This is a genomic window from Polaromonas sp. LjRoot131 (assembly GCF_964252805.1).
GTDB lineage: Bacteria > Pseudomonadota > Gammaproteobacteria > Burkholderiales > Burkholderiaceae_C > Polaromonas.
Map to the genome: position 1 here is coordinate 96,828 of NZ_CAXUPF020000005.1, position 16,351 is coordinate 113,178.

The window sequence follows — 16,351 nt, forward strand, 5'->3', positions numbered from 1 at the left end:
GGCACTCAGCGGATGTCGGTGATCTTGACTTCGTTCTCGGCGGAATACAGGTCGATGACGCGGCAGTCGCCGCACATCTTGAGGCGGTCGGCCGCGGCGCCCTGGAACATCGCGTGGCCGGCCAGCTTGCCAAGCATGGACTCGATGGCCTTGAGCGTGCCGAAGGGCTTGGCGCAGCGTATGCAGTGATAAGGCGCGCTTTCGTTGAGCACCCTCGCCTCCTTGCGCTGCGGCGTCAGCAGCAGGCGTGGTTGCAAGGTGATCGCGTCCTCGGGGCAGGTGGTGGCGCACAAGCCGCACTGCACGCAGTTTTTCTCGATGAACTTGAGCTGCGGGCGATCCGGGTTGTCCTGCAGCGCGCTGGCCGGGCAGGCGCTCACGCAGCTCAGGCACAGCGTGCAGCTGTCGGCATTGACCACCAGGCTGCCGAAGGGCGAGCCCTGGGCCGGCAGCGCGATCGCTTCAGGCAGGGCTGCGGGCGCCTGCGCCATCAGGTGGTCCAGCGCCATGTCCAGCGTGCTGCGCTTTTCCTGCGCAACGGCAAAACGCGCGGGGGCCGCGGGCACGGCGGGCCGGTTGCGGGCCAGCGCCTGCAGGCCGGCGTCCAGGCCGGCAATGTCGCCGGCTTGGGCGCGCAGCAAGTGAAAGTGAACACCCGCATAGCCCAGGCCGTTCATGAGTGTTTGCGCCACGCGCATCTGCTGCGTGAGGCCTTCGAGGTAAGCCGGCGCTTCCTCATCCGTCACCAGCACGGCGACCTGCGCGGCACCGAAAGCGACGGCACTGAGCCAGAGGTCCAGGCCCAGGCTGGCCGTGTGCCAGAGCGCCTGCGGGATCACGTTGGCGGGCACGCCGCGCACGGTTTTTTGCAGGCGCGCGGCGCGGCCCAGGGCCTCGACGGCCTGCTGGCCGCCTTCCTGGCTGTGCAAGAGCAGCACGGGCTGCGTGCCGCCAGCCTTGGCATAAGTCGACAGCAAGGTCTTGAAGCGCACGCCCTGTTCGCTCGCGCGCGGATAGGCGTAAGTGAGCGCACCCGTCGGGCACACCGTGGTGCAGGCGCCGCAGCCCACGCAGAGGTTGGGGTTGACGACGATCTGCTGGCGCTTTTTCTCGCTGCTGACGGCGCCGGCCGAGCAGATGTCTATGCAGGCATTGCAGCCCACGGTCTCGTTGCGGCTGTGGGCGCAGAGCTTTTGTTTGTAGGCAAAAAACTTGGGCTTCTCGAACTCGCCCACCATGTCGCGCAGCTTGACCACGGTGGCCAGCAGGCCGGGCGAGGCCAGGCCGGCTGAGGCGTTGAGGGCAAAGTAGCCTTGCGGCGGCGCATGCAAGGTGATCAGCGGCGTGGCGCCCAGGTCGAGCACCAGGTCAAACGCTTCGGTAAGCGTTTGCGGCTCGCGGTTGAAGTCGATCGCACCCGCCACCTTGCAGACGGCCACGCAGTCACGGTGGGATGTGCACTTGCCGGCGTCCACCTGGTAGCTCAGGTCGATCGCGCCTTCGGGGCACACGGCCACGCAGGCATTGCAGCGCGTGCACAGGTCCAGGTCAATCGGATTGGTCTTGTCCCAGCTGGCCTTGAAAGCGCCCAGCCAGCCGCTGAGCGCGAGCCGCTCGCCGCTGACCACGGGGTATTTGCGCTCCTGCGCGGGAAGGCTGGCTGAAATGCCGGCTTGCGCCGAAGCGGAAACGCCCTGCGCAAAGATCGTCACCTCCAGCGTGTCGGCCAGCAGCGCCGCCACCTGCTCGGCCTGGTCCAGCGCGCCGACGATCAGCAGGCGGCCGGCGCTCTTGTAAGTGACGGTGGCCACGGGCTCGGCGTCGGGCAGCTGGGCCGCGGCCAGCAGCGCCGCGATCTTGGGGCCTGCTGCGGCGGCATCCTTGCTCCAGCCGCCGGTCTCGCGGATATTGACGAACTTCACGACCGACGTGGCACCTTGGGTCTGCGCACCGACCTCAGCGAACAGGCGCTTTTCCTGGGTGCAGGCGACCACCACGTCGTCGCCCGATTGCACGGCCTTCTGGAAGGCACCGGCCTCGCGCCGGCACAGCGCCGAATGCAGCGTCAGGCTCTCATTGAGCGCCGCGCCCAGCGCCTGGGGCTGGAGCGGCATGGTCTGGTTGCAGTCGCAAATCAGTGTGGGCATGGTCTTGTTGGCTACCGGCCACGGGAGGCACGGGTTGGCTGGTCTCTGGCGGACCGGACGGCTCAGCGGGAGCTATGTCCGGGTTTTCATAGGAGGACTGTGCCACGGTTTCAGCCGTGGGGTTATTGGCGCTTTCCCGCGGCGGGACCGCGTCGTCCTGCGCGCCATCTTTCTTGTCCTCATCCTCGTCGCCAAACAGTTTCAAAAACTTCGCGCTGACCATCTGCCGCAGCATGGACTCGGGAATCGGCTCAAATTTGGAGTAATCGTCGATATACGTGTCCAGGCCGTCCATCACGTTGAAGTGCGGATCCGCGAAGAGCTTTTTCATGGCCGCATTACGCACCTCGGGACTCACGCCGCCGGCCATGAAGGGCTTGAAATCGGAATCTTTGGTCAGCAGCCGGGCGTCGTCGAGTGTCAGCACTTTGGGAGGCGCTGCATCGGGCGTAGCGGCAGGGTCAGGCGCCGGGCTTGCGGTCTGCGCCACAGTTGGGGGTGCAGCGGGGTCGACCGGGGTGGCTGGAACGGCAGCGGCCGGCTCCTCCAAAGCCTTGCCCTGGCGCGCGTCCTCTTTGCGGCGTGCCCAGCGGCCCAGGAAACCGGCGTCCTCAGCCATGGCCGCCCCCGCCGGTTTTTTTGCCGGTGCTCACGCTGGCCGGGTTGCCGAAGCGGTCGCTCAGCGGCTTGAAGCTTTGCGGCCGCTGCCGGCGCTTGGGCTCCAGCACGTGATGTTTGTCGACGAATGCCTGCAGCCACTGCACGACCTCGGGCGGCGCGGGCACCTGCTCCACGGTTTCCTGCGCGTCCAGCCAGCGGCCGGCATCGTGGTAGCTCAGGGTGACGGTCTGGGGAATGGCAACGGGCTCATCGGCCAGCCGCGCTTCTTCTTCCATGCGCCACACCACCCAGAAGCAGGGCTGCGCGGTACTGGCGTTGAGGTAATAACCTTCGGCGTCGTCGGTGAACAGCTCGACCCCGAAGCCCGGGTGCAGCCAGCGCTCTTCACGTTCGTCTTTCAGCAGCAGCCGCGGCGCGGCGCCGAAACCGTCTTCATGGGGCACGACGTCGGCCAGCACCCAGCGCCAGGGCTGCCAGCGGTTGTCTATGCGCTCGCGGCGCATGACGACGGCCACCGCCGTGCAGGGCCGGGGCACGGCGGCGTCTGTTTCGGGAGAGCGCAGCTGGAAGTCAGGCATGCCCGCAGTGTACGGCGGGGTATGCCCCGAAGCCGGCAAAGACCCTCTAGCGGGCAACCCCTTCGCCATAACCCTGGGTGGCCGACACCTGGCCGCCGCGGCGTATCGCGACCGCGCAGTACTTGAACTCCGGGATCTTGCCGAAGGGGTCCAGCGCGGCGTTGGTCATCAGGTTGGCGGCCGCCTCGTAATAGGCAAAGGGGATGAAGATGGCGCCGTGCGGCGTGCCGTCGTCGCGCCGCACGTGGATGGCGACCTGGCCGCGGCGCGACTGCACGGTGATCACGTCGCCGGCCTGCAATCCAAGCTCCGCCAGGTCGTCGCCGCACAGCGAGGCCGTGGCCATGGGTTCGATCGCATCGAGCACGGTGGCGCGGCGCGTCATGCTGCCGGTGTGCCAGTGCTCGAGCTGCCGCCCGGTGATCAGCACAAAGGGGTAGTCCGCGTCAGGCCGCTCGTCGGCCGGGATGATGTCGGCGGGCACCAGGTGCACCCGGCCGTCGTTGGTGGCGAAGCGGTCTATGAAGACGGTGGGCGCGCCGGGGTCGTCTTCGGTGAGGCAAGGATAGGTCACGCTGGACTCGCGCTCCAGGCGCTCCCAGGTGATGCCCGAGATGGCCGCGTGCATGGCCTGGCGCATTTCTTCGTAGACGGCCGCGACGCCCGAATGCTCGCCCGCATAGTTCCAGTTGAGCCCCATGCGCTGGGCGATCTGCTGGATGATCCAGAGGTCGGGTTTGGCCTCGCCGGGCGGCGTGACCGCCTGCTTGCCCAGTTGCACCATGCGGTCGGTGTTGCTGACGGTGCCGGTTTTTTCGGGCCAGGCGGTGGCCGGCAGCACGACGTCGGCGAGCCAGGCGGTTTCGGTCATGAAGATGTCCTGCACCACCAGGTGCTGCAGGCTGGCCAGCGCGTGGCGCGCGTGGTTGAGGTCGGGGTCGCTCATGGCCGGGTTCTCGCCCATGATGTACATGCCGCGTATCTTGTGCGGGTCGCTGTCGGGCGCAAGCGCCTTGTGCATGATCTCGACCACGGTGTAGCCGGGCTTTTCGTCCAGCGGGGTGTCCCAGAATTTCTCGAACCAGGCGTGCGCGCCGGCGTTGTCCACGCGCTGGTAGTTGGGGAACATCATGGGGATCAGGCCCGCGTCGCTGGCGCCCTGCACGTTGTTCTGGCCGCGCAGCGGGTGCAGGCCGGAGCCGGGCTTGCCGATCTGGCCGGTCACCGTGACCAGCGCGATCAGGCAGCGCGCGTTGTCGGTGCCGTGCACGTGCTGGCTGATGCCCATGCCCCAGAGGATCATCGCGCCCTTGGCCTTGGCGAATTCACGCGCCACCTCGCGCAGGGTTTGCGCCGGAATGCCGCAGATGGGCTCCATGGCCTCGGGGCTGTAGCCCTTGACGTTTTCTTTCAGCGCCTCGTAGTTGCTCGCGCGTTTGCTGATGAAGTCCTGGTCGGCCAGGCCTTCGTCGATCACGGTGTGGATCAGCGCGTTGAGCATGGCCACGTCGGTGTCGGCCTTGAACTGCAGGGTGCGCCAGGCGTGTTTGCCGATGTCGGTGATGCGCGGGTCAGCCAGCACGATTTTGGCGCCGTTCTTCGCCGCGTTTTTCATCCAGGTGGCGGCCACCGGGTGGTTGGCGGTGGGGTTGGAGCCGATCACGAAGATCAGGTCGGAGTGCTCCACGTCGTTGACCTGGTTGCTCACCGCGCCCGAGCCCACACCTTCGAGCAGGGCCGCGACACTGGAGGCATGGCACAGCCGCGTGCAGTGATCCACGTTATTGGAGCCGAAGCCGGTGCGCACCAGCTTCTGGAACAAATAAGCCTCTTCGTTGCTGCCCTTGGCCGAGCCGAAACCGGCCAGCGCTTTTTTGCCGTGCGTGTCGCGCAGGCCCCTGAGGCTTCCGGCGGAAAGTGCCAGCGCCTCTTCCCAGCTCGCTTCGCGGAACACCTCGGACCAGTCGGCGCTGTCGCGGTTAAGGTGCTGCAGCGCCTCGGGGTCCTTGGCGACGCCGGCCTTGCGGATCAGCGGCACTGTCAGGCGCTGCGGACTGTGGGCATAGTCGAAGCCGAAACGGCCCTTGACGCAAAGCCGTGAATGGTTGGCCGGGCCGTCGCGCCCGTCCACGCTGACGATCTTGTTGTCCTTGACGTTGTAGGTCAGCAGGCAGCCGACGCCGCAGAAGGGACAGACCGAGTCGACCTTTTTATCGACCACTTGCGAGCCGACCTGCGATTTGGGCATGAGCGCGCCCGTGGGGCAGGCCTGCACACATTCGCCGCAGGCCACACAGGTGCTGTCGCCCATGGGGTCGTTAAGGTCGAACACGATTTCGCTGTGCGAGCCGCGCATGGCGTAGCCGATCACGTCGTTGACCTGCTCTTCGCGGCAGGCGCGCACGCAGCGGTTGCACTGGATGCAGGCGTCGAGGTTCACCGCCATGGCGGGATGCGAGATATCGGCCTTTGGCTGCTCGCGGCGCAGGGCCTTGAATTCGGGGCGCACCTGCACCTCCATGCGGGCCGCCCATTCGCTGAGTTCGCCGTGCTGCAGCGACTCGTCTTTTTCATTCCATTTGTAGCCTGCGCCAGGCATGTCCGACAGCAGCATCTCCAGCACCATCTTCTGGCTCTTGAGCGCGCGCTCGCTCTGCGCCTGCACCTCCATGCCGGCCGTGGCGTTGCGGCAGCAGCTGGGCGCCAGCGTGCGCTCACCCTTGACCTCGACCACGCAGGCGCGGCAGTTGCCGTCGGGCCGCAGGCCGTCCTTGTAGCAGAGGTGGGGAATGTCCACGCCGTGGCGCGCGGCGGCCTTGAAGATGGTCTCGCCTTCGTAGGCGTGCACGGTCTTGCCGTCGAGCTTGAACTCGACGGTTTGCGGCGTCACTTCAACCAGTTTGGCGGGCGCGTTCATGCCGTGGCTCCAATCTCGTGCGGGAAATATTTCTGGATACTGCGCACCGGGTTGGGCGCGGCCTGGCCCAGGCCGCAGATGGAAGCGTCGGTCATCACGAGGTTGAGGTCTTCCAGCGTGTCGCCGTCCCAGCGCTCGGCCTGCATGAGCTTCGCGGCTTTGGCCGTGCCGACGCGGCAGGGCGTGCACTGGCCGCAGCTTTCATGCTCGAAAAACTTCATCATGTTGAGGGCGGCGTCGCGCGCGCGGTCCTGGTGGCCCAGCACCATGACGGCGGCCGAACCAATGAAACAACCATAAGGCTGCAGCGTGTCGAAGTCCAGCGGAATGTCGCCCAGGGAGGCCGGCAGGATGCCGCCCGAGGCGCCGCCGGGCAGGTAGGCGTAGAAGTCGTGGCCCTCGGCCATGCCGCCGCAGTATTCGTCAATCAACTCCCGCACAGTGATGCCGGCCGGCGCCAGCTTGACGCCGGGGTGTTTCACGCGGCCGCTTACGCTGAAGCTGCGCAGGCCCTTGCGGCCGTTGCGGCCGAAGCCGCTAAACCACTGCGGGCCTTTTTCGACGATGTCGCGCACCCAGTACAGGGTCTCGAAGTTGTGCTCCAGCGTGGGCCGGCCGAACAGGCCCACCTGCGCGATGTAGGGCGGGCGCATGCGCGGTTCGCCTCGTTTGCCTTCTATGCTTTCGATCATCGCGGACTCTTCGCCGCAGATATAGGCGCCCGCGCCGCGCCGCAGCTCGATCAGCGGCAGCTCGCAGGGCGGGTCCGCGCGCAGTTTGTCCAGCTCGGCCTGCAGAATGGCGCGGCAGTCATGGTATTCGTCGCGCAGGTAGATGTAGCAGGCCTCCACACCCACCACCTGGGCCGCGATGAGCAGGCCCTCGAGGAAGCGGTGCGGGTCGCGCTCCAGGTAGGTCCGGTCCTTGAAGGTGCCGGGTTCGCCCTCGTCGATATTGACCGCCATCAGGCGCGGTGCCGGCTGCTCGCGCACGATGCGCCATTTGCGGCCGGCCGGAAAACCCGCACCGCCCAGGCCGCGCAGGCCCGAATCCTCCATGGCCTTGATGATGCGTTCAGCGTCTTCCTCGCCGTTGACCACGGCGGCGGCCAGCGCATAACCGCCGTTCGCGCGGTACAGCGCGTAGCCGGTGTACCCAGGCATGGCGTCCACCGCGCCGGTACCGGTCACGCTGTGTTCAGCGAAATCGGCGGCGGCAAAAGGAACGGTAGCCTGCGCAACGCTTGCTGACGCCGGCGCCTGCCCGACCGCGGCAACCACGACCTCGAGCGTCGCGAAGGGCACAGCCTGCTGGTGCACCGCCACGGCGGGCGCCTGCTCGCAGCGGCCTATGCAGGGCGCAGCGATCACACGCACGTCCTGATTGCCCAGCAGCGCCGGCAGGCGCGCCAGCAAATCCTGCGCGCCGGCCAGCTCGCAGGCCAGGCCGTCGCAGACCCGCACCGTCAGGCCCGGGGCCTGGCCGTCGCCGCGCACCACCTCGAAGTGGTGATAAAACGTGGCGACCTCGTAGACCTCGGCCATCGGGATGTTCATCTCCTTGGCCAGCGCCACCAGGTGCCTGTCGTGCAGGCAGCGGTAGGCGTCATTGAGCGTGTGCAGGTGCTCGATCAGCAGGTCGCGCCTGTGGCCGGCCTGGGGCCGCGCGCCTAACAGCGCTCGCACCTCGTCCAGGGATTGGTCGTCCGCCTGGCGCCCCTTGAGTTTGCTCTTGCGGCGTATGCGCTCGCGCATTTCGTCGACCGTGGCGACGGCGACGGCTTTGACTTCGGGACTGCGACCAGGATGGTTCATTGTTGGCTGGGCCGACGTCCCCGCGCGGGGGCGCGGGGACGGCTTGGCTTGAAACTAAAAATCGTCGATCAATCGATAAAGGAATGAAAGGAATGCTCAGGCAAAAAACTTGGCCACGCTTTGCAGCGTGCGGTAGATGCCCCAGGCCAGGGGAATGCCCACCGCGAGCCAGGCCAGCACCACTACCGCGGGGCTGACCGTGCCGCCATTGCCCCCGTTTGCGCGGTGCACTTCGGAGGCCACGGCTTTTTCGTGCGCCAGGCGTTTTTCTTCCGCGAGTTCGCTGTCCGTCATGAACCACTTGGGGTTCAGCGGGCGCACCAGCAGGTTGCAGATGAGGCCTATCACCAGCATGCCCACCAGGATGTACATGGTCTGGTTATAGACCTGTTCACGCGGGATGCCAAGGCCGAGCTGGTATTCGCGCATGTAGTTCACCACCACCGGGCCCAGAATGCCGGCCGTGGCCCAGGCCGTCAGCAGGCGGCCGTGGATGGCGCCCACCATCTGGGTACCGAAGATGTCGGCGAGGTAGGCCGGCACGGTGGCAAAACCGCCGCCGTACATGCTCAAAATGATGCAGAAGGCACCGACGAACAGCAAAATGCTGCCGGCCGCCGCGCTGCCCGGCACGCTGAAATACAGCACGCCGCCCAGCACAAAGAACACCACGTAGGTCATCTTGCGGCCCAGCTTGTCGGACAGGCTGGCCCAGAAGAAACGGCCGCCGATGTTGAACAGGCTCAGCAGCGCGGTAAAGCCCGCGGCGACGCCGGCAATGGCGGCCAGCTGGGTCTTGTCGAGTTCGCCGAATTTCTTGGCGACGCCGATCAGCGAGCCGCCGAAGACTTCCTGCAGCATGGGCGAGGCCATGCCGATCACGCCGATGCCGGCGCTCACGTTCATGCACAGCACCATCCAGATCAGCCAGAACTGGGGAATGCCCCAGACTTTTTTCACGTGCACGTGGCGCTGGGTGATCATGGTGTTGTTGCTGGCGGGCGGCGGCGTCCAGCCTTCGGGCTTCCAGCCGGTTTCAGGCACGCGGTAGCCGAAAGCGCCGGCCATCATGAAGACGAAATAGCCCAGCGCCATGACGACGAAGGTTTCCATCACACCCACGCTGGTGGGCGTCGCGAAGTACTTCATCAGGTCGGCCGCCAGCGGCGAACCTATCATCGCGCCGCCGCCGAAGCCCATGATGGCCATGCCGGTGGCCATGCCGCGGCGGTCCGGGAACCATTTGATCAGCGTGGAGACCGGCGAGATGTAGCCCAGCCCCAGGCCTATGCCGCCGATGACGCCCGAGCCGAGGATCATGAGCCAGAACTGGTGCAGGTAAATGCCCAGCGCCGAGATCAGCATGCCGCCGCACCAGCAGACGGCCGACACCACGCCGGCCTTGCGCGGGCCGGCGCGTTCGAGCCAGCCGCCCCAGGTGGCCGCCGAAATGCCCAGCAGCACGAAGAACAGGGTGTACATCCAGCCCAGCGTGGAGATCTTCCAGTCGCAGCTGGTGGTGAAGAGCTCGGCGATAAAGCCGACTTCAGGGCCGCACTTGATGGACTCCTTGATGCCCAGCGCCCTGGACAGCGGCAGCCAGAACACCGAAAAACCGTAGGCCATGCCTATGCAAAGGTGAATCGCCAGTGCGGCGGGGGGAACCAGCCAGCGGTTGAAGCCGGGGCCGGCAATGATGCGCTCTTTGTCGAGGAATCCTGACATGTCTTGTCTCCGTGTTATTGGTGTAGTTCGCCCTCATCGAGGTGCGCGAAGTGTCGCGGCCACACGGCAACACGGTCAAATTGAATCGAGACATATGTTGATTCAAAAACTAAATGCAGGGTAAGTACGCCCCCACGGGCGCGATCCCCGTATACCCCAGTAGGTGTGTCCAAACCAAGCCGGGGCCGCGGAACCGGCTTTGCCGGGCCGCAGGCGCAGCGGCCCCCTCGGGGGGCAGGGAGCTACACGCAGTGAGCGACCGTGGGGGCTTAAATGCTCAGCAGGCCGCTGTGGGCTGCTGCATGGCGCAGCCAGCCTGCGTCCTGGGCCAGGGCCAGTGCCGCTTCGAGGGTGCGGGAGGGGTCGCCGCCCTGGGCCATGAAGCCTATGCTGGTGCGCACCTCGGGGCTGACCAGGGGCAGGGCTTCGAGTTCGCGGTAGCCGCGCACCGCGCCGACCAGCGCGCCGGGCATCACGGTGCAGACATTGCCCTCGGCCACCGACAGCGCCAGCGTGAGGATGGAGTTGGTCTGGATCACGGGTTCGCAGGCCTCGCCGGCTTCCTGGAAAGCCTTGTCGACGATGGTGCGGTTGTGCATCTCGCGGGTGAGCAGGCACAGGGGATATTTCGCGGCCTCGGCCCAGGTGATCTTGGGGCCTATCTGCATCAGGTCTTTGCTCGCCTTGGCGGCGCGGCGGACGAAAAAGTAGTGCTCGGTGTACTGCTTGATCTGGCGCAGGCTGGGCCCGTTGGCGCGCAACCGGTCGGTGTAGCCCAGGCCCATGTCCAGGGACAGGCTTTCCAGGCCGGCCTCCAGCTCGTTGGAGCTCATGGAGCGCACCGTCGGCGAGATGCCGGGGTAGCGCGCCTGCAACAGCGCGCAAAACCGCGCGGCGACCGGCATGGCGGTGGGCACGGCGCCTATGCTCAGGCTGCCCTGCGGCTTGCCGATGCCGCTGTCGAGTTCCTGCTGCAGCAGCTCGCGCTCATGCAACATGCGCTGGGCGCTGAGCAGCACACGCTCGCCTTCGGGTGTGAGACCTTCGAAGTTGCGCCCGCGCCGCACGATGACGGTGCCGAACTCGCGCTCCAGCGCGCGCAGCGCATTGGACAGCGCCGGCTGCGTGATGTGGCAGGCCTGCGCCGCGCGGCCGAAATGTTTGTGCTCGTCGAGCGCGGCCAGGTAGCGCAGGGATGCCAGCAGGTTCATGGGGGTGCGCCTCGCCGCCTGGTGCGCTTCAGGTGTTCTTGCTGATGGTGATGGTCGGGAACTTGGCGGAGAAGTCCTTGGACTTGGCCGCCACGGTGACGGCCATCTTGCGCGCCACGGCTTTGTAGATGCCGGCGACCTCGCCGTCCGGGTCGGCCACCACGGTGGGCCGGCCGTTATCGGCCTGCAGGCGGATCTGCATGTCCAGCGGCAGCGCGCCCAGGTAGTCCATCTTGTAGTCGGCCGCCATCTTCTTGCCGCCGCCCTCGCCGAAGATGTGCTCGGCATGGCCGCAGTTGCTGCAGATGTGCACCGCCATGTTCTCGACGATGCCGAGGATGGGCACGCCGACCTTCTCGAACATCTTGATGCCCTTCTTCGCGTCCAGCAGCGCGATGTCCTGCGGCGTGGTGACGATGACGGCGCCCGTCATGGGCACACGCTGCGACAGCGTGAGCTGGATGTCGCCGGTGCCGGGCGGCATGTCGACGATCAGGTAGTCCAGGTCTTTCCAGTTGGTCTGGCGCAGCAGCTGCTCCAGCGCCTGGGTGGCCATGGGGCCGCGCCAGATCATGGCCTCGTCCTGGGCGACCAGGAAACCGATGGACATCACCTGGATGCCGTAGTTCTCCATGGGCTCCATGTTCTTGCCGTCCACGCTCTCGGGCCGGCCTTCTATGCCCATCATCATGGGCTGGCTGGGGCCGTAGATGTCGGCGTCGAGCAGGCCGACGCTGGCGCCCTCGGCCGCCAGCGCCAGCGCCAGGTTGACGGCGGTGGTGCTTTTGCCGACGCCGCCCTTGCCGGAAGCGACCGCGATGATGTTCTTGACGTTGGGCAGCAGCTGCACGCCGCGCTGCACGCTGTGGCTGGCGATCTTCACCGTGACGTTAACCGAGACGTTGCCGACGCCCGGCACGCCCTTGACAGCGGCGATCAGGCTTTTGCGCAGGCCGGCGACCTGGCTTTTGGCCGGGTAGCCCAGCTCGACATCAAAGGACACGTCGCTGCCGCTGAGCTGCAGGTTTTTCAAGGCCTTGGTGCTGACAAAATCCTTGCCGGTATTCGGGTCCAGTACGGTCTGCGCGGCATTCAGGACTGCCTGTGTGTCCAGGGACATGGGGAAATACTCCGTTGAATCTGACGTGGCGGGGGTGGCCTGAAGTCTAACGCCGTGGCGGCGCCCACTGGGGTCATGGGGGCTTGGCGGGGCGACATGGCCCCTGAGCGACTTAAAATCACCGGTTAGCCCTCATTAAGCCTACAAAGATAACCATGTCCCAGCGCCGCCTGTTCGTCACCACCGCCCTGCCCTACGCCAACGGCAATTTCCATATCGGCCACATCATGGAATACATCCAGGCCGACATCTGGGTGCGCTTCCAGCGCATGCAGGGCCATGCGGTGAATTTTGTGGGCGCCGACGACGCCCACGGCGCGCCCATCATGATCGCCGCCGAAAAGGCCGGCAAGACGCCGCAGCAGTTCGTGGCCGACATCGCCGCGGGCCGCAAGCCCTACCTGGACGGCTTCCACATCAGCTTCGACAACTGGCATTCCACCGACGGCCCGGAAAACCACCAGCTCGCGCAGCAGATTTACCTGGACCTCAAAAAGGCCGGGCTGATCGCCACCAAGACCATAGAGCAGTTCTTCGACGCCGAGAAGAACATGTTCCTGCCGGACCGCTTCATCAAGGGCGAGTGCCCCAACTGCCATTCCAAGGACCAGTACGGCGACAACTGCGAGGTCTGCGGCGCGGTCTACGCGCCCACCGACCTGATCAACCCCTACTCGGCCCTGTCGGGTGCCAAGCCGGTGCTCAAGAGCTCGGAGCATTTTTTCTTCACGCTGTCCGACCCGCGCTGCGTGGAGTTCCTCGAAAAATGGACGCAGGACGGCAAGCTGCAGCCTGAAGTGGCCAACAAGGTCAAGGAGTGGTTCTCGGTGCGCGAGAACGCCGACGGCACAAAAAGCGAAGGCCTGGGCGACTGGGACATCAGCCGCGACGCGCCCTACTTCGGCATTGAAATCCCCGACGCGCCGGGCAAGTATTTCTACGTCTGGCTGGACGCGCCGGTCGGCTACCTGGCCTCCCTCAAGAACCTGCTCGAAAAACGCGGCGAAAACTACGACACCTACATGGCCACGCCCGGCCTGGAGCAGTACCACTTCATCGGCAAGGACATCGTCACCTTCCACACCCTGTTCTGGCCGGCCATGCTGCACTTCAGCGGCCGCAAGACGCCCGACAACGTGTTCGTGCACGGCTTCCTGACGGTGAACAACGGCGAGAAAATGAGCAAGAGCCGCGGCACCGGCCTGGATCCGCTCAAGTACCTGAGCCTGGGCATGAACCCCGAGTGGCTGCGCTACTACCTGGCCGCCAAGCTCAATGCGCGCAACGAGGACATCGACTTCAACGCCGACGACTTCATGGCGCGCGTCAACAGCGACCTGGTGGGCAAGTACATCAACATCGCGAGCCGCGCCGCGGGCTTCATCAGCAAGCGTTTTGCGGGCCAGCTCGGCGAGGTGTCGGCCGACGGCGCGGCGCTGCTGGATGCGCTGCGCGCGGCCAAGGACGTGATCACGCCGCTCTACGAAAGCCGCGAGTTCGCCAAGGCCTTGCGCGAAACCATGCTGCTGACGGACCGCGTGAATGCCTACGTGGACCAGAACAAACCTTGGGAACTCGCCAAGCAGGACGGCATGGACGCGCGCCTGCAGGACGTCTGCACGGTCTGCATCGAAGCCTTCCGCCTGCTGACGATTTACCTCAAGCCGGTGCTGCCCGCGCTGGCCGCGCAGGTCGAAGCTTTCCTCAAGGTCGGCCCGCTGGGTTTTGCCGATGCCGGCGCCACGCTGGGCAAGGGCCATGGGATCGGCGACTACAAACACCTGATGCAGCGTGTCGACGTCAAGCAGCTCGATGCGCTGTTTGAGCCACCGGCCCAGGCCGAAGCCGCACCGGCCGCGCCCACGGACCTGCCGGGCGGCGAGGCGATCGCCCCCGCCATCACGATTGATGACTTCGCCAAAGTCGATCTTCGTATCGCAAAGATCGTCAGCTGCGAAGCGGTGGAAGGTTCGACCAAGCTGCTGCGCCTGACGCTGGATGCCGGCGAGGGCCGCATGCGCAATGTGTTCAGCGGCATCGCCTCGGCCTACAAACCCGAAGACCTGGTCGGCAAGCTCACGGTGCTGGTCGCCAACCTGGCGCCGCGAAAAATGAAGTTCGGCATCAGCGAAGGCATGGTGCTGGCCGCCAGCCATGCCGATGAAAAAGCCCAGCCGGGCATTTATGTGCTGGAACCGCTGCCGGGCGCAAGCCCCGGCATGCGCATCCACTAAGCCGCTGACAGCGGCGAGCGCTCTCAGCGCCGCCCGGCCTCAGCCAGCCGCCGCGCTGATAAAGCGCAAGCCGGTGCCGGAACGGCCCGACAGCTCCCTCAGCACGTCGCCCATGGCGTGCAGCAACTGCTCGGCATCGGGTTGGTTGAACGGCGCCTCGGCCACGGCGATCCTGAACTGCATCATGGTGCCGGGCGGCAGGCTGGGGCTGTCGGCCAGGCCGCGCGCGATCAGGCGCTGCGCGATCTGCGTGAGTTCGTCGCGCGTGAGGTGGCCCTGCAGGATCAGCAGGAAATCGCCGTCGCGGTGCCGCGCCACGGTGTCACCGTCGCTGGCCACGCCCGCCACGCAAGCCCCGGCCTGCACCACCGCACTTTGCGCCGCTTCCATGCCGTAGTCCTGGCGGATGTCGATGGCATTGCCCAGCCGCACGCGCAGCACCGCACCGGCACCCGGGTCGCGCCGCTGGCGCACCAGCAGCGCGTCCAGCCGCTGCAGCAGCACGCGGTGGTTGCCCAGCCCGGTCAAGGGGTCCACGCGCGTCAGCGCGCCGACGCGGGCCTGGTTGTCGCGCTTTTCGCGGCTGCGCAGGTACAGCGCCACCACCAGCAGCAAAATCTCGAAGGCCGCGCCTATCTGCGCGCCGTATTGCGTGGCGACCCCCAGCGGCAGCAGGCCCTGGGTGCGCAGGATGGGAAACACCGAACCCACCGTCAGGCAGGCCATGGCGGCCAGCACCCATATCCCGACCATGGGCCGGCGCCAGACATACCAGCCGGCCACGCTGAGGTAGACGGCCATGCTGCCCAGGTAATAAGGCGTGGCCAGGTTGAAGGAGGACTTGTTGCCCATCACCAGGAAAGCCGACAGGATGCCCGCGCCTAGCAGCGTCATCATCAGCAGGCCGCGCGACAGCCAGGGCGCGTCGCGGTCGACCACCATCTGACGCAAAAAGAGGTGCAGCAGCGCGGCCGTGGCCAGCGTCATCGCCACAGGCGCGCTGTCGTTCCACCAGGCGCTGCCGGGCCAGAGGAATTCGCCGGCCAGCCCGGTCAGCGCCAGCTGGCCCGCGGCCACCACCAGCACATAACCGGCGAAAAAAAGATGAATGCCGTCGCGCCAGGACACGGCGTGCAGCGCACTCATCATCGCGATCAGCAGCACCAGGCCGATGTACACCCCAAGCAGCAGGTGCGCCTCCTTGGACTGTTCGTGGAAGCTGTCGGGGTCGGACAGCTGCCAGGGCACGCTGATGGGATAGTTGTGCGCTACGCGCAGGTAGGTGGGCTGGATTTCGCCGGGCTGCAGCAGGAGTTCGAAGGCCGGCGTCAAATGGCGCACCGGCCAGGCCGCAACAGGCACCGCATCGCCCGAACGCTCGACTTGCCAGGCGGCGGCGCCGGAAGCCGCAGTCGCAGGCCGGTACAGGTCCACGCTGTCCATATTGGGATGGGGAACCGTGAGCATGAGCGGCGTGGGCGCGGCGACCGCCGGCAAGGCCAGCCGATACCAGAGTGCCGCCCCGCCGCCGGTGGGCATGATGTCCCGGGACTGGACGGGCAGCCCTTCACCGGCATCAAACTTGCTGCGCACCTGCTCGAAGGTCAGGGTTCCGGCGCTGTCGACCAGCACCTGGCCCTCGCCCATGACGCCGCGCCCGGCCTTGAAAGGGCCTGGCACCCCAGCCGCGAGGGTTGCGGTGGAAATTTCAACAGGGGCGGCCTCCGCTGCCGGGGAAACAGGAACTTCTTGCGCCAGCGCCATGGCGTGGGCCAGCAGCAAAGCAGCCAGCAAAGCGGCAAGAGATGGCAGGCGCGGCAGCAGCAACGAAGAAACAACAAAAGGCAATCACTTCCCCCCAAGAAAAACATGCCGAACATGCCGAGGCGTATCCTGACCTAGCTGGCGATCTTTAGGGCAGTGAAGTCACCAAAAAGTAATCCATTAAGCCTAATTTGCACCTTTAATGTAACTAATCTTTACA

Annotated in this window: 10 protein-coding genes; 1 reads left to right on the top strand and 9 read right to left on the bottom strand. The window is 66.1% G+C overall.

The features are described 5' to 3' along the window. Positions 1-5: 5 nt before the first annotated feature. From ACSQ27_RS20655 to apbC, 8 genes are all read right to left on the bottom strand, one after another. Positions 6-2,147: a 4Fe-4S dicluster domain-containing protein gene (locus tag ACSQ27_RS20655; RefSeq protein ID WP_436157369.1), complete on the bottom strand. Its 2,142-nt coding sequence runs from the start codon at positions 2,145-2,147 to the stop codon at positions 6-8. Further along, positions 2,074-2,766, bottom strand: a complete 693-nt coding sequence (locus tag ACSQ27_RS20660; protein WP_436157370.1) for a DUF3306 domain-containing protein — start codon at positions 2,764-2,766, stop codon at positions 2,074-2,076. Before ACSQ27_RS20660 ends, ACSQ27_RS20655 begins: the two co-directional genes overlap by 74 nt. After that, positions 2,759-3,346, bottom strand: a complete 588-nt coding sequence (locus tag ACSQ27_RS20665; protein WP_436157371.1) for a DUF3305 domain-containing protein — start codon at positions 3,344-3,346, stop codon at positions 2,759-2,761. Before ACSQ27_RS20665 ends, ACSQ27_RS20660 begins: the two co-directional genes overlap by 8 nt. Positions 3,347-3,392: 46 nt before the next feature. After that, on the bottom strand, positions 3,393-6,263 hold the full coding sequence (gene fdhF / locus ACSQ27_RS20670) for a formate dehydrogenase subunit alpha (RefSeq protein WP_436157372.1): 2,871 nt from the start codon (positions 6,261-6,263) through the stop codon (positions 3,393-3,395). Further along, a complete protein-coding gene (locus ACSQ27_RS20675) occupies positions 6,260-8,077 on the bottom strand; it encodes an NADH-ubiquinone oxidoreductase-F iron-sulfur binding region domain-containing protein (RefSeq protein ID WP_436157373.1) in 1,818 nt (605 codons plus the stop codon). Before ACSQ27_RS20675 ends, fdhF begins: the two co-directional genes overlap by 4 nt. Positions 8,078-8,173: 96 nt before the next feature. Continuing rightward, positions 8,174-9,802, bottom strand: a complete 1,629-nt coding sequence (locus ACSQ27_RS20680) for an OFA family MFS transporter (RefSeq protein WP_436157374.1) — start codon at positions 9,800-9,802, stop codon at positions 8,174-8,176. Between the two features lie 269 nt (positions 9,803-10,071). Then, the gene (locus tag ACSQ27_RS20685) at positions 10,072-11,013 is read right to left on the bottom strand and encodes a LysR family transcriptional regulator (protein WP_436157375.1); all 942 of its coding nucleotides are present in this window, start codon (positions 11,011-11,013) and stop codon (positions 10,072-10,074) included. A 28-nt stretch (positions 11,014-11,041) separates the two neighbouring features. After that, complete coding sequence (gene apbC / locus ACSQ27_RS20690) at positions 11,042-12,133, bottom strand: iron-sulfur cluster carrier protein ApbC (RefSeq protein WP_436157376.1); 1,092 nt, start codon at positions 12,131-12,133, stop codon at positions 11,042-11,044. Between the two features lie 155 nt (positions 12,134-12,288). Here apbC and metG point away from each other — a divergent pair, with 155 nt between their 5' ends. After that, positions 12,289-14,367, top strand: coding sequence for a methionine--tRNA ligase (gene metG, locus ACSQ27_RS20695; protein ID WP_436157377.1), 2,079 nt, complete (start codon positions 12,289-12,291; stop codon positions 14,365-14,367). A 39-nt stretch (positions 14,368-14,406) separates the two neighbouring features. Here the strand turns inward: metG and ACSQ27_RS20700 are convergent, their stop codons facing one another. Next, positions 14,407-16,215 (bottom strand): sensor domain-containing diguanylate cyclase, encoded by a 1,809-nt coding sequence (locus tag ACSQ27_RS20700; protein WP_436157378.1) that lies wholly within the window; start codon positions 16,213-16,215, stop codon positions 14,407-14,409. Positions 16,216-16,351: the final 136 nt, after the last annotated feature.